The sequence below is a fragment of the Nonomuraea sp. NPDC001684 genome (assembly GCF_053596515.1).
Map to the genome: position 1 here is coordinate 1 of NZ_JBSFGJ010000276.1, position 12,734 is coordinate 12,734.

At 70.3% G+C, this 12,734-nt stretch carries 11 protein-coding genes; 3 read left to right on the forward strand and 8 right to left on the reverse strand.

Annotation, left to right across the window (positions count from 1 at the left end):
- A partial coding sequence (gene hisS / locus ACWCSD_RS34840) for a histidine--tRNA ligase (protein ID WP_449921346.1) occupies positions 1 to 1,208 on the reverse strand: 1,208 nt, incomplete at its 3' end.
- The gene (locus tag ACWCSD_RS34845) at positions 1,208 to 1,885 is read right to left on the reverse strand and encodes an MBL fold metallo-hydrolase (protein ID WP_364340882.1); all 678 of its coding nucleotides are present in this window, start codon (positions 1,883 to 1,885) and stop codon (positions 1,208 to 1,210) included. The genes hisS and ACWCSD_RS34845, both read right to left, overlap by 1 nt.
- Before the next feature lie 138 nt (positions 1,886 to 2,023).
- Here ACWCSD_RS34845 and ACWCSD_RS34850 point away from each other — a divergent pair, with 138 nt between their 5' ends.
- From ACWCSD_RS34850 to ACWCSD_RS34860, 3 genes are all read left to right on the forward strand, one after another.
- The gene (locus tag ACWCSD_RS34850) at positions 2,024 to 2,896 is read left to right on the forward strand and encodes a peptidylprolyl isomerase (RefSeq protein WP_364340884.1); all 873 of its coding nucleotides are present in this window, start codon (positions 2,024 to 2,026) and stop codon (positions 2,894 to 2,896) included.
- A gap of 62 nt (positions 2,897 to 2,958) precedes the next feature.
- Positions 2,959 to 4,188, forward strand: coding sequence for a DUF349 domain-containing protein (locus tag ACWCSD_RS34855; protein WP_352361439.1), 1,230 nt, complete (start codon positions 2,959 to 2,961; stop codon positions 4,186 to 4,188).
- 40 nt (positions 4,189 to 4,228) lie between these two features.
- Positions 4,229 to 5,317, forward strand: coding sequence for a cupin domain-containing protein (locus tag ACWCSD_RS34860; RefSeq protein ID WP_449921350.1), 1,089 nt, complete (start codon positions 4,229 to 4,231; stop codon positions 5,315 to 5,317).
- A gap of 15 nt (positions 5,318 to 5,332) precedes the next feature.
- On the opposite strand, the gene ACWCSD_RS34865 is transcribed toward ACWCSD_RS34860, so the two are convergent.
- The 6 genes from ACWCSD_RS34865 to ruvB all read right to left on the reverse strand — a co-directional run.
- Positions 5,333 to 7,522, reverse strand: coding sequence for a RelA/SpoT family protein (locus tag ACWCSD_RS34865; RefSeq protein ID WP_352330550.1), 2,190 nt, complete (start codon positions 7,520 to 7,522; stop codon positions 5,333 to 5,335).
- 172 nt (positions 7,523 to 7,694) lie between these two features.
- Positions 7,695 to 8,213, reverse strand: coding sequence for an adenine phosphoribosyltransferase (locus tag ACWCSD_RS34870; protein WP_449921353.1), 519 nt, complete (start codon positions 8,211 to 8,213; stop codon positions 7,695 to 7,697).
- 230 nt (positions 8,214 to 8,443) lie between these two features.
- Positions 8,444 to 9,433, reverse strand: a complete 990-nt coding sequence (gene secF, locus ACWCSD_RS34875) for a protein translocase subunit SecF (RefSeq protein ID WP_352361431.1) — start codon at positions 9,431 to 9,433, stop codon at positions 8,444 to 8,446.
- Position 9,434: 1 nt separating this feature from the next.
- Positions 9,435 to 11,231 carry a protein translocase subunit SecD gene (gene secD / locus ACWCSD_RS34880; protein WP_449921356.1) on the reverse strand — a complete coding sequence of 599 codons (1,797 nt, stop codon included), beginning with the start codon at positions 11,229 to 11,231 and terminating at the stop codon, positions 9,435 to 9,437.
- Positions 11,232 to 11,274: 43 nt separating this feature from the next.
- A complete protein-coding gene (gene yajC, locus ACWCSD_RS34885; protein WP_387665121.1) occupies positions 11,275 to 11,655 on the reverse strand; it encodes a preprotein translocase subunit YajC in 381 nt (126 codons plus the stop codon).
- Positions 11,656 to 11,873: 218 nt separating this feature from the next.
- Positions 11,874 to 12,734, reverse strand: an 861-nt coding sequence (gene ruvB / locus ACWCSD_RS34890; RefSeq protein WP_449921359.1) for a Holliday junction branch migration DNA helicase RuvB, incomplete at its 5' end; no start/stop codon positions are given.

The following is a 12,734-nucleotide window of genomic DNA, read 5'->3' on the forward strand; positions in this document are numbered from 1 at the left end:
GTCTGTTCTGCGGTGGTCAGGTCCTTCAGTTGCACGGCCTCGGCCGCGAGGTCTCGCTCGCCCAGGATCAGCGCGAAGCGGGCGCCGGATCTGTCGGCGCCCTTCATCGCTCCCTTGAGCCCCTTGCCGCCGAAGGCCATGTCGGCGCTGACGCCCGCCTCGCGCAGCTCGGAGACGAGCAGGAACATGCGGCGGCGCGCGTCGTCGCCCAGCGGGACACCGTACACCTGGACGCGGCCCGGCGCGGCCTCGCCGAGCAGACCCTCGGACTCCATGGCCAGGTACGTGCGGTCGACGCCGAGCGCCCAGCCGACACTGGGCAGCGGCGGGCCGCCCAGCATCTCGCTGAGCCCGTCGTAACGGCCGCCGCCGCCGACGGCCGACTGGGAGCCGAGCCCGCCGTGCACGAACTCGAACGTGGTGCGCGTGTAGTAGTCGAGCCCGCGCACCAGCCGGGGGTCGTCCTCGAAGGCCACGCCCGAGGCGGTCAGCAGCGAGCGGACCTCCTCGTGGTAGGCCTTGCAGGCCGCGCACAGGTGGTCGACGACCAGCGGCGCGCCGGTGAGCTGGGCCTGCACCTCGGGCCGCTTGTCGTCGAGCACCCGCAGCGGGTTGATGTCGATGCGGGCCCTGGTCTCCTCGTCGAGGTCGAGCCCGCGCAGGAAGTCCTGGAGCGCGGCCCGGTAGGCGGGGCGGCAGTTGCGGTCGCCGAGCGAGTTGAGCAGCAGCCTGACCTGGCGCAGGCCGAGCGAGGCGAAGCCGCGCGCGCCGAGCAGGATCAGCTCGGCGTCGAGCGCCGGGTCCTCCGAGCCGAGGGCCTCGGCCCCGACCTGCCAGAAGTGGCGGTAGCGGCCCTTCTGGGCGCGCTCGTAGCGGAACTGGCTGCCGGAGTACCACAGCTTGACCGGGAGCTGACCGTTGTGCAGGTTGTGCTGGAGCACGGCGCGCACGACCGAAGCGGTGCCCTCGGGGCGCAGGGTCAGCGACCTGCCCGCCTTGTCGGGGAAGGTGTACATCTCCTTCGACACCACGTCGGTGGACTCGCCCACGCCGCGCTTGAACAGCTCGGTGTCCTCGAAGACCGGGGTCTCGACGTAGCCGTAGCCCGCCTGCCGCAGCGGCGCGGCCAGTGCCTCGCGCACGGCCAGGATGGCCTCGGAGCTGGGCGGCAGCCAGTCGAAGGTGCCTTTGGGTGCTTGGAAGCTCATTAGATCCCTCGTGTGGGACCGGCCTGCGGCGCCGCTTCCTTCAGGTAAGGGTTGGTGGCGCGCTCGCGGCCGATCGTGGTCTGTGGTCCGTGGCCCGGCAGGACGACCGTATCGTCAGGCAGCGGCAGGCACTTGGTGGCCAGGCTGCTCAGGATGGTCGCGTAGTCGCCGCCGGGAAGATCGGTGCGGCCGATGGAGCCGGCGAACAGCAGGTCGCCCGAGAACATGATCTCGTCGCCGGGCAGCCGGAAGCTCACCGACCCCCTGGTATGGCCCGGGGTGTGATCGACCACGAGATCGAGGCCCGCCAGGCTGAGCGCGGCGCCGTCGGACAGCTCGCGCACGTCGTCGGGCTCGCTCAGCCTGATGTCGCCGAACAGCGAGACGCCGCCGCCCCAGCCGGCCGAGGGGTCGCTCAGCAGGTGGCGGTCGTCGGGGTGGATCCACGCGGGGACGTCGCGCGCGCCGCAGACGGGGGCGACCGACCACACGTGGTCGAGGTGGCCGTGCGTGAGCAGCACCGCGACCGGCTTGAGCCGGTGCTCGCGCAGCAGCTCGTCGACGCCTTCGGCCGCGTCCTGGCCCGGATCGACGATCACGCACTCCTCGCCGGCCGCGGGCGCGACGACGTAACAATTGGTCTGGAGGGCCCCTGCGGGGAAGCCTGCGATGAGCATCTGCCTCAGGTGATCTCGTCGAAAAGCCAATGGGAATGTAACCGAAGGGTACCGGTGCGGGTCGCCGGGCTGCGAATCATTACCCATTGGCCGATACGATTCGCCCACCTCAGTTGATTGACTATGGGAGGCAAAGCGGTGGCCACGGGCAAGGACCGGCAGAAGCAGCTGGCACGTGAGCACTACGAGCGGCAGATGCAGCGCCGCATCGAGCGCGAGCAGAAGGCCAAGCGCACCGCGATCATCGGCTCCACGGTCGGCGTGGTGGTCGTGGTGGGCGGCATCGTGGCCGCGGTCGCGCTGCTCGGCGGCGGCGACTCGACGACCGAGGCGTCCGCCTCGCCCTCGGCCTCGGCCCCGCAGGACACCGCGTCGGCCGCGGCCAGCACGGGGCCGAAGCCGTACAACGCGGCGACCGGCACCTGCGACTACGTCAAGGAGGCCGCCGGCGGCCAGGTCAAGGACGTCGGCATGCCGCCGGCCAAGGTCAAGACCGAGCCGGCCAAGAAGACGATGACGCTCGCCACGAACCTGGGCGACATCGTGGTCGAGCTCGACAACGCCAAGGCGCCGTGCACGACCAACTCGCTGGCCTTCCTGGCGAGCAAGAAGTTCTACGACGGCAGCAAGTGCCACCGGCTCGGCAGCGACAAGTTCCCCATGCTGCAGTGCGGCGACCCGACGGCCAAGGCCGACGGCAAGAGCCAGGACGGCGCGGGCGGCCCCGGCTACGTGATGGCCGAGGAGAACCTCCAGGGGGCCACGTACAAGCGCGGCACGGTGGCGATGGCGAAGACCTCGGCGCCGGGCAGCACGGGGAGCCAGTTCTTCCTCGTTTACGGCGATCTCGGACTCACCCCGGATTACACGCCGGTGGGTACGATCACCAAGGGGCTCGACATCCTGGACAAGGTGAACAAAGCGGGCGTCATCGCTGACATGGGAGATGGGACCGGAGCACCGAAGCAAACCCTCGAAATCAAAGACGTGACAATCGCCGGCAAGAGCTGACGTAATACAAACTAGGGACGAAGTAGTCCCGAAGGGTCTGATGGATAGTGCGGGAGGACACGGTGAGCACCGACCCGTGGGGCCGGGTAGACGACGACGGCACCGTCTACGTGCGTACGGCTGAGGGAGAGCGGGCCGTCGGCTCCTGGCAGGCCGGTGAACCCGAAGAGGCACTGGCCTACTTCCATCGCAAGTACGACGAGCTGTCCGGCCAGGTACAGCTCCTCGAACAGCGGGTCAAGGGCACCGACCTGGCGCCCGCGCAGGCCGAGGCGAGCATCGCCAAGCTGCGCGAGGCCGTCGCCGACGCCCACGCCGTGGGCGACCTGGCGGCGCTGACGGCCCGCCTCGACGGGCTGACCGAGCTGGTCGGCCATCGCCGCGAGGAGGTCAAGGCCGCCCGCGACCAGGCGCGCGCCGAGGCCAGGGCGGTCAAGGAGCGCATCGTCGCCGAGGCCGAGCGCATCGCCGACGAGACCACCCACTGGAAGTCGGGCGGCGAACGGCTGCGCCAGCTCGTGGAGGAGTGGAAGGCCGCCGACCGGATCGACCGGGTCACCGAGGCCGCGCTGTGGAAGCGGCTGTCGGCCGCCCGCACCGCCTTCGCCAAGCGCCGCAAGCAGTACTTCGCGGGCCTGGACGAGCAGCGTGAGGGCGTCCGCTCGGCCAAGGAGCGCATCGTCGCCGAGGCCGAGGCCCTGGCCGGCTCCACCGACTGGGGCACGACCGCGGCGATCTACCGCGAGCTGATGCAGCAGTGGAAGACCGCCGGGCGCGCCTCGCGCGAGGCCGAGGACGAGCTGTGGGGCCGCTTCAAGGCCGCCCAGGACCAGTTCTTCCAGGCCCGTTCGGCGGTCTTCGCCGAGCGCGACGCCTCGCTGGCGGCCAACGCCGAGGTCAAGGAGGAGCTGCTGGCCGAGGCCGAGAAGATCCTCCCGGTCACCGACGCGCGCACGGCCAGGGCGGCGCTGCGGCACGTCCTGGAGCGCTGGGAGGCCGCCGGACCGGTGCCGCGCGAGCAGCGCGACCGGCTCGAAGGCGGGCTGCGCAAGGTCGACGAGGCCGTGCGCAAGGCCGAGGACGCCGAGTGGAAGCGGTCCAACCCCGAGGCAAGGGCCCGCGCCCAGAGCACGGTCGACCAGCTGCGCGCCTCCATCGAGCAGCTGGAGAAGCGGCTGTCCAAGGCGCAGGCCGCCGGCCGGGCCAAGGACGTCAAGGAGGCCGAGGAGGCGCTGGTCGCCCGCCGTTCGTGGCTGGAGGAGGCCGAGCGCACGCTGACCGAGTTCAGCTGAACCGATCTTCGGAAGGCGGCCGGGGTCCTACGCTGACGGCATGGACCCCGTCAGCGTCGCGCGCGCCCTCGTCGACGAGCTGTTCCCCGGCGCCCTGTACGCCTTCGTCGGCGGCAGCGTGCTCACCGAGCGCCGCACCAGCACCTCCGACCTCGACGTCGTGGTGGTGCTCGACGGGCTGGCCGTGCCCTACCGCGAGTCCCTGCGCTGGCACGGCTGGCCCGTCGAGCTGTACGTCCACAGCGAGACCAGCCTCGACGCCTACGTCGACCGCGACCTGGCCGAGCGCAAGCCGGGCGTGGCCCGCATGTGCGCCGACGGCGCGGTGCTGGTCGACCGCACCGGCGGCCGGGCCAGCGACCTCCAGGCGGCGCTCGGCGACCGGCTGGCCGCCGGTCCGGGCGGCCTGGCCGCCGCCCGCGCCGACCAGGCCCGGTACGCCCTGTCCGACCTGCTCGACGACCTGGCCGGCGCGACCGACCCGGGCGAGCAGCTGTTCATCCGCTGGCAGGTGGTCCAGGAGACCGCCAGGCTGGCCCTCGACGTGGGCGGCAGGTGGCGGGGCAACGGCAAGTGGCTGCTGCGCGAGCTGCGCGGGCACGACCCGGCGCTGGCCGACGAGCTGCTGGCGGCCCATTCCGACCCGGAGCTGCTGACCTCGGTGGCCTCAGGCGTCCTGGAACGGGCCGGAGGGCGCCTGTGGGAGGGCTACCGGGCCGAGGGCGACCCCTTCCACCTCCCGCTGCGTCACATCGCCTCGGACGCGCTGTCGGGCGACACGGCGCAGAGCGCCGGGATGCGCAGGCTGGCCGCCGTCAGCGGGGCCACGGCCGGCTCCTCGGCCCTGTGGATGGGCCAGACGCACGTCGCGCCCGCCACCCGCTCCTCCGACCACCACCACGGCGCCTCGGAGACCGCCATCTACGTCGCCAGCGGCTCGCCGCGCTTCGTCTTCCTCCAGGACGGCCGCGAGCGGCGCATCGAGGCGGCCCCCGGCGACTACGTCTACGTGCCGCCCTACACCCCGCACCGCGAGGAGAACCCCGACCCCGAGCGGGAGGCCGTCGTGGTGATCGCGCGCAGCACGCAGGAGGCCATCGTGGTCAACCTGCCGGACCTGAAGGGCTGATCCGCGGCCGGCCGCTCAGCTGCCGGCGCCGCTCACCCGGTAGACGTCGAAGACGCCCTGGATGCTGCGCACGGCCTTGAGCACGTGGCCCAGGTGTTTCGGGTCGCCCATCTCGAAGGTGAACTTGCTGATCGCCACCCGGTCGCGCGAGGTCGTCACGGACGCGCTGAGGATGTTGACGTGCTGGTCGGACAGGGTGCGCGTGACGTCGGACAGCAGGCGCGGCCGGTCGAGGGCCTCGACCTGGATGGCCACCAGGAACACGCTGTCGTCGCCGGGCGACCAGCTCACCTCGACCAGCCGGTCGGGCTGCTCCCTGAGCTGCTGGACGTTGGTGCAGTCGGCGCGGTGCACGGACACGCCGTGGCCGCGGGTGACGAAGCCGACGATCTCGTCGCCGGGCACCGGCGTGCAGCACTTGGACAGGCGCACCCACACGTCGGCATCGCCCGCCACGACCACGCCCGCGCCGCCGCCGCGCGGACGGCCGCGCAGCCGGGTCGGCAGGGACGTCTCGGCGATGTCCTCCTCGGCGCTCTCCACGCCGCCGATCGAGGCCACGAGCTTCTGCACGACCGCCTGCGCGGCGATGTGCCCCTCCCCCACGGCCGCGTAGAGCGCCGAGACGTCGGGATAGCGCAGGTCGCGGGCGAGCGCCAGCAGCGCCTCACCGGACATCAGGCGCTGCAGCGGCAGGCCCTGCTTGCGCATGGCGCGGCCGATGGCCTCCTTGCCCGCCTCGATCGCGGTCTCGCGGCGCTCCTTGGAGAACCACTGCCGGATCTTGTTGCGGGCCCGGCCGGACTTGACGAACTTCAGCCAGTCGCGCGACGGCCCGGCGTCGGGCGACTTGGAGGTGAAGATCTCGACCGTGTCGCCGTTGCCGAGCCGCGACTCCAGCGGCACCAGCCGCCCGTTGACGCGCGCGCCGATGCAGCGATGGCCGACCTCGGTGTGGACGGCGTAGGCGAAGTCGACCGGCGTGCCGCCCTCGGGCAGGGCGATGACCTGGCCCTTCGGGGTGAACACGTAGACCTCGGAGACCGACAGGTCGAAGCGCAGCGACTCCAGGAACTCGCCCGGGTCGGAGGTCTCCTTCTGCCAGTCGAGGAGCTGGCGCAGCCAGGCCATGTCGCTGCCCGGCTTGACCTTGCCGGTGGGCCCCGGCGCGCCGACCTCCTCCTTGTACTTCCAGTGGGCGGCCACGCCGTACTCGGCCCTGTGGTGCATCGCGTGGGTGCGGATCTGCAGCTCGACCGGCTTGCCCTCGGGACCGATCACCGTGGTGTGCAGCGACTGGTACATGTTGAACTTGGGCATCGCGATGTAGTCCTTGAACCGGCCGGGGACCGGGTTCCAGCGCGCGTGGATCGTGCCCAGCGCCGCGTAGCAGTCGCGCACGCTGTCGACCAGGACCCGGATGCCCACCAGGTCGTAGATGTCGTCGAAGGCGACGTCGCGGGCGATCATCTTCTGGTAGACGGAGTAGTAGTGCTTGGGCCGGCCCTTGACCACCGCGCGGATCTTGGCCTCGCGCAGGTCGCCGGAGACCTTCTCGATGACCTCCTGCAGGAACAGGTCGCGCCGCGGCGCGCGCTCGGACACCATGCGCGCGATCTCGTCGTAGCGCTTGGGGTAGAGCATGGCGAACGCGAGGTCCTCCAGCTCCCACTTGATCGTGTTCATGCCGAGCCGGTGGGCCAGCGGCGCGAAGATCTCCAGCGTCTCGCGGGACTTCTGGTGGCGCTTGTGCTCGGGCAGGTAGCGCATGGTGCGCATGTTGTGGAGCCGGTCGGCGAGCTTGATGATCAGCACGCGGATGTCGCGCGACATCGCCACGACCATCTTGCGCACGGTCTCGGCCTGCGCCGCGTCGCCGAACTTGACCTTGTCGAGCTTGGTGACGCCGTCGACCAGCGAGCCGATCGTGTCGCCGAAGTCGGCGCGCAGCTCGTCGAGGCTGTAGGCGGTGTCCTCGACGGTGTCGTGCAGCAGCGCGGCGCACAACGTCTCGTCGTCGGTGCCCAGCTCGGCCAGGATCGTCGCCACGGCGAGCGGGTGGGTGATGTACGGGTCGCCCGACTTCCGCTTCTGGTCGCGGTGGTGGTAGGCGGCCATGTCGTAGGCGCGTTCGATCAGGCGCAGATCGGCCTTGGGATGGGTGGCCCGGACCGTGCGGAACAGCGGCTCCAGCACCGGATTCATGGCCCCACCCCCAAACCGCCGTCGACGCACCGCAGGAACGCCGGGCGCGTCGGCATTACCTGCGTCGGTTACGTCGGGCGCGACCACATCACGGGGCACTCAGACTCCTCACGTTCGAGTCCAGATCCCCCCAGTGTATCCAGGCTGGGAACCCGGACTCGCTCGGGCCGTCTCAGACGATCACCAGGGAGTGCAGGTCGACGGCCGGCAGACGCTCGCGCCCCTTGAGAAAGGCCAGCTCCATCAGCACCGCGATGCCGACCACGTGCGCGCCAGCCCGCTCGACGAGCTCGATGGTGGCCTTGGCCGTGCCGCCGGTCGCCAGCACGTCGTCGACGATGAGCACCCGGTCGCCGGGCGCGAAGGCGTCGCGGTGCACCTCGATGGTGGCCGAGCCGTACTCCAGGTCGTAGGACTCCTCCAGCGTCGCGGCCGGCAGCTTGCCCTTCTTACGCACCGGGACGAACCCGGCCGCCGCCCGGTAGGCCACCGGCGCCGCCAGGATGAAGCCCCTGGCCTCGATGCCGACGATCTTGTCCACCTCGGTGAGGCTGGCCAGCTCCTCCACCACGGCCGCCATCGCGACGGGGTCGCCGAGCAGCGGGGTGATGTCCTTGAACAGCACGCCGGGCTTGGGATAGTCGGGGACGTCCCTGATCCGGTCCAGGATCAACTGGCTGAGCTCGCTCATCGTGCTTCCATCGCCTTCCTCGTGGGTGCCGCGCTCCATGATGGCCTACTCCGGACCCTCCTCGGACCTCGCGACGTCCCGGACGGCCTGTGACGGGCCTCAGACGCCTGCCGGGAACGAGCCCAGCCCGGGGTGCCCCACGACCCCATCCGGCGCCGCACGGCCCCCCTGAACGCGACGGCGCCCCCGCCCTGACGGACGGGGGCGCCGTGACGAGCCACGGACGGGGCTCAGCCCTTCGCTACGGCTGCGCTTTTGGAACCCTTCGCCCCCTTGCCGGTGGTGGAGGCGAGCCGGCGCGCGATGGCCTGGTACTTCGGCTCCCGCTCCTTGAGCGTCACCAGCATCGGCGTGGCCACGCACAGAGACGAGTAGGTGCCGACGATCATGCCGACGAACAGGGCCAGCGACAGGTCCTTCAGCGTGCCCGCGCCGAGCAGCGTGGTGCCGATGAACAGGATGGCCGCCACCGGCAGGATCGCGACCAGCGAGGTGTTCAGCGACCGGATCAGCGTGTGGTTGAGCGCGTTGTTGGCCGCCATCGAGTACGTCATCTTGGAGGTCGTGCCCAGCTTGGCCGTGACCTCCTTGATCATGTCGAACACCACGACCGCGTCGTAGAGCGAGTAGCCGAGGATGGTCAGGAAGCCCAGCAGCGTCGCCGGCGTGACCTCGAAGCCCGACCAGGCGTAGACGCCGGCGGTGATGACGAGGTCGTGGATGAGCGCGACGATCGCCGACAACGCCATCTTCGGCTCGAACGCCATCGACAGGTACAGGATGATCGCCAGCATGAAGACGCCCAGGCCGATCCAGGCCTTCTGGGAGACCTCACCGCCCCAGGAGGCGCCGATCGACTGGACGCTGACGTCCTTGACCGGGACCTTGTACTCCTTGGCGATCGTGGTCTGCATCTGGTTGAGCGTCGACTCCGTCAGGGTCTCGGTGGTGACCCGCCAGTTGTCGCGGGCCCGCTGCACGATCACCTGGTGGGCGCCCTGCGTGCGGAAGTCCTCGCGGACCTCCTCGACGGTGCCGCTGCTGGCCGGGAACGTGAAGACCGTTCCGCCCTTGAACTCGACGCCCAGGTTGAGCCCGTTGAACAGGATGCCGGCCAGGGAGACGGCCAGCAGCAGGCCGGACAGGCTGTACCAGAGCCTCCACTTGCCGACGAAGTCGACATCGATCTCGCCGCGGTAGAGGCGACGCCCCAGTCCCATCTCAGGCCTCCTGCGGAGTGGTCGTGGCGGCCGGCTCGGTGCTCATGCGCTCTGCGTCGAGGCCGGACAGCGGGTGGCCCTTGGCGAAGAACTTCAGCCTCGCCAGCAGGGCGATGAACGGCTTGGTGAACATGAACACCACCACGATGTCGATCAGCGTGGTCAGGCCCATCGCGAAGGCGAACCCGGCCACACCGCCCACCGCCAGGAAGTACAGCACGATGGCGGCGATGAACATGACGGCGTCGGCGATCAGGATCGTGCGCCGGGCACGGACCCAGGCCACCTCGACGGCCGCGCGAAGCGTCCGCCGACCTTCCTTCATCTCATCACGTATGCGTTCGAAGTACACGATGAAGGAGTCGGCGGTGATGCCGATCGAGACCACCAGGCCGATGATGTGCGGCAGCGAGAGCCGGAAGCCGGCGTTGTGGCCGAGCACGACCACCGCCGTGTACGTCAGGATCGAGGCCACGACGAGGCTCAGCACCGCGACGATGCCGAGGCCGCGGTAGTACAGCAGCGAGTAGACGACCACCAGGCCGAGGCCGATGATGCCGGCGATCAGGCCGCCTTCGAGCTGGTCGGCGCCGAGCGTCGAGGACACGGTGTCGATCGAGCTGCGCTGGAACTTCAGCGGGAGGGCGCCGTACTTGAGCTGGTCGGCCAGGTTGGTGGCGCTGACCTGGTCGAAGCCGCCGGTGATCTCGGCGCGGCCGCCGGGGATCGGGCTGATGATGTTGGGGGCCGTGATGACCACGCCGTCGAGGACGACCGCCACCTTGTTGCGCGGCTCCTGGGCGTTGTAGGCGGTGGTGGTGAGCTTGCTCCACTCCCCCGCGCCCTTGCTCTTGAAGTCGAGCTGGACGATCCACTCCACGGTGCCCTGGCGCACGCCGGCCGAGGCGGTGTCGATGTCGGTGCCGACGACCTTGGCGACGTCGAGGACGTACTTGTAGCTGCCGTCGGTCTCGCAGGCCGCGTACTGCTTGTTCGGGTCGTCCTGGACGCCCTGGCCGCGGTTCTTGGGGTCGGAGCAGTCGAGCTTGTGGAACTGCTGCAGCACCGCGGGGTCGATGCCCTGCGTGTTGATGCCGGCGTTGGGGTCCTGGTTCGGCTGCGTGGGCGGTGTGCTCGGCGACGGCGTCGGCGTGGCGTTCTTGCCCTTGGTGTTCTGCTTCTGACCCGTCTGGTTCTGGGCCGTCTGGCCGCGGCCGGTCTGCGTGGCCTCGGGCGTGGCGCCCGGCGTCGGCGCGGTCAGCGCGGACGACAGCGCCTTGCCCGTCGGGGACGCGCTCGGCGTGGTCGCCGACTGCGTGCCGGACGGCTTGCCCGACGGCCTGGCGGTCGAGGACGGCTTGGCAGACGGCGAGGCGCCCGGCGTGGGCGCCTCGGTGGTCAGGTTCTGCGGGACCTGCGTGGCCTCCATGGCGAGCACCTGGCGGAAGCGCAGCTCCGCCGTGGTGGCGACCAGCTTGATGGCCTCGCTCTGTCCGACGCCCGGGATGGAGATGATGATGTTGTCGCCGGACTTGGCGACCTCCGCGTCGGAGATGCCGGTGCCGTTGACCCGGTCGCGGATGATGTTGACCGCGCGGTCGAGGATCTCTTCAGGCGGAGACTGACCGGACTGGGTCACGGGTGACAACGTCACCGTCGTTCCGCCGGCGAGGTCGAGTCCCAGCTTCGGCGTGAACGCCTTCTGCAGGAACATCGTCCCGCCCAGGGCGAGGATGAGCGCCAGCAGCACCAAGAGCGTGCGCCCTGGTCGGCTGTGGCGGCTGGTCGGTCGGGCCACTGGTCGTCGATTCTCTCAGATAGGGGTTTGTCGCAGAGCTTAGTCAGGACTGCTTGCTGCTGGAGCCCTGATCGCCGTTGGGCTCGACGGTCGTGTCGGACTCCTTGGCGTCACCGTCGGCCACGTCGGTCACGACCGGCTCGTCGGCCACCACCGGAGCGTCACCGGGCTGGACCACCCGGCCGATGGCCGCCTTGACCCAGCGCGTCTCGATGCCGGGCGCGACCTCCAGCACGACGTCCTCGTTGTCCACCGCGACGACCGTGGCGAACAGGCCGGTCGTGGTCATGACGCGGGCGCCCGGGGTCAAGGAGTTCTGCATCTGCTGCGCTTCCTGCTGGCGCTTGCGCTGCGGACGGATCAGCAGGAAGTAGAACACCACCACCAGAAGGATCAGCGGCAGGATGCTTCCGAGTTGTCCCATGTCCATAGGGGCGACCTTCCATAGTCGTTCAAGAATTTGACACCGGCCTCGCGCCGGAAATTCCGTTGCGTAGCTCTCGGGCCGCGCCGCTCAGCCCGTCAGCCTACACAGCCAGCCAAGGCACGGAGTGTAGGCGGTTGTTATGAAACGCGGCAACGAGGCAGCGATTCGGCGCGCGGGGAAGTTCCCGATTTGAAATGGTTGCAACCGTTTCGTGATCACGGTGAAACGGCGGCCCCGAAAGCGTCCGGCGGTGGTGTCATACCCAGGTGTGTCCAGGCGGAAGCGGTCGCGACCCGGCCGCGCGGGGTCCTGGCCAGCAGCCCCTGCCGCACGAGGAACGGCTCGGCCACCACTTCGACGGTCTCGGGCTCCTCCCCCACGGCCACGGCGAGCGTGGAGAGACCGACGGGACCGCCGCCGAACTTGCGCAGCAGCACCCCGAGCACCGCCCGGTCGAGCCGGTCGAGCCCTTCGGCGTCGACTTCGTAAAGATTGAGCGCGGCCGAGGCAATGTCTCGATCGATCACTCCGTCGGCGCGCACGTCGGCGAAGTCGCGGACGCGGCGCAGCAGCCGGTTGGCGATGCGGGGCGTGCCGCGCGACCGCCGGGCGATCTCGTGGGCGCCCTCCTCGGGCAGGACGACGCCGAGCAGCCGCGCCGACCGGTGGAGCACCTGCTCCAGCTCGCCGACCTCGTAGAAGTCCATGTGGGCGGTGAACCCGAACCGGTCGCGCAGCGGCGCCGGCAGCAGGCCGGCCCGCGTGGTGGCGCCGACCAGCGTGAACGGCGCGATGTCGAGCGGGATCGCGGTCGCGCCCGGCCCCTTGCCCACGACGATGTCGACCCGGAAGTCCTCCATGGCCAGGTAGAGCATCTCCTCGGCGGGCCTGGCCATGCGGTGGATCTCGTCGATGAACAGCACCTCGCCCTCCGTCAGCGTGGACAGGATGGCGGCGAGGTCGCCGGCCCGCTCCAGGGCGGGGCCGGAGGTGATGCGGAGCGGCATGTTGAGCTCGGCCGCGATGATCATGGCCAGGGTGGTCTTGCCCAGGCCGGGCGACCCGCTCATCAGCAC

Bases quoted from the DNA above. Each gene is read 5' to 3' on its own strand.
- ACWCSD_RS34845 (WP_364340882.1), bottom strand. From the start codon at position 1,885: ATGCTCATCGCAGGCTTCCCCGCAGGGGCCCTCCAGACCAATTGTTAC.
- ACWCSD_RS34860 (WP_449921350.1), top strand. From the start codon at position 4,229: ATGGACCCCGTCAGCGTCGCGCGCGCCCTCGTCGACGAGCTGTTCCCC.
- ACWCSD_RS34865 (WP_352330550.1), bottom strand. From the start codon at position 7,522: ATGAATCCGGTGCTGGAGCCGCTGTTCCGCACGGTCCGGGCCACCCAT.
- ACWCSD_RS34870 (WP_449921353.1), bottom strand. From the start codon at position 8,213: ATGAGCGAGCTCAGCCAGTTGATCCTGGACCGGATCAGGGACGTCCCC.
- secF (WP_352361431.1), bottom strand. From the start codon at position 9,433: ATGGGACTGGGGCGTCGCCTCTACCGCGGCGAGATCGATGTCGACTTC.
- yajC (WP_387665121.1), bottom strand. From the start codon at position 11,655: ATGGGACAACTCGGAAGCATCCTGCCGCTGATCCTTCTGGTGGTGGTG.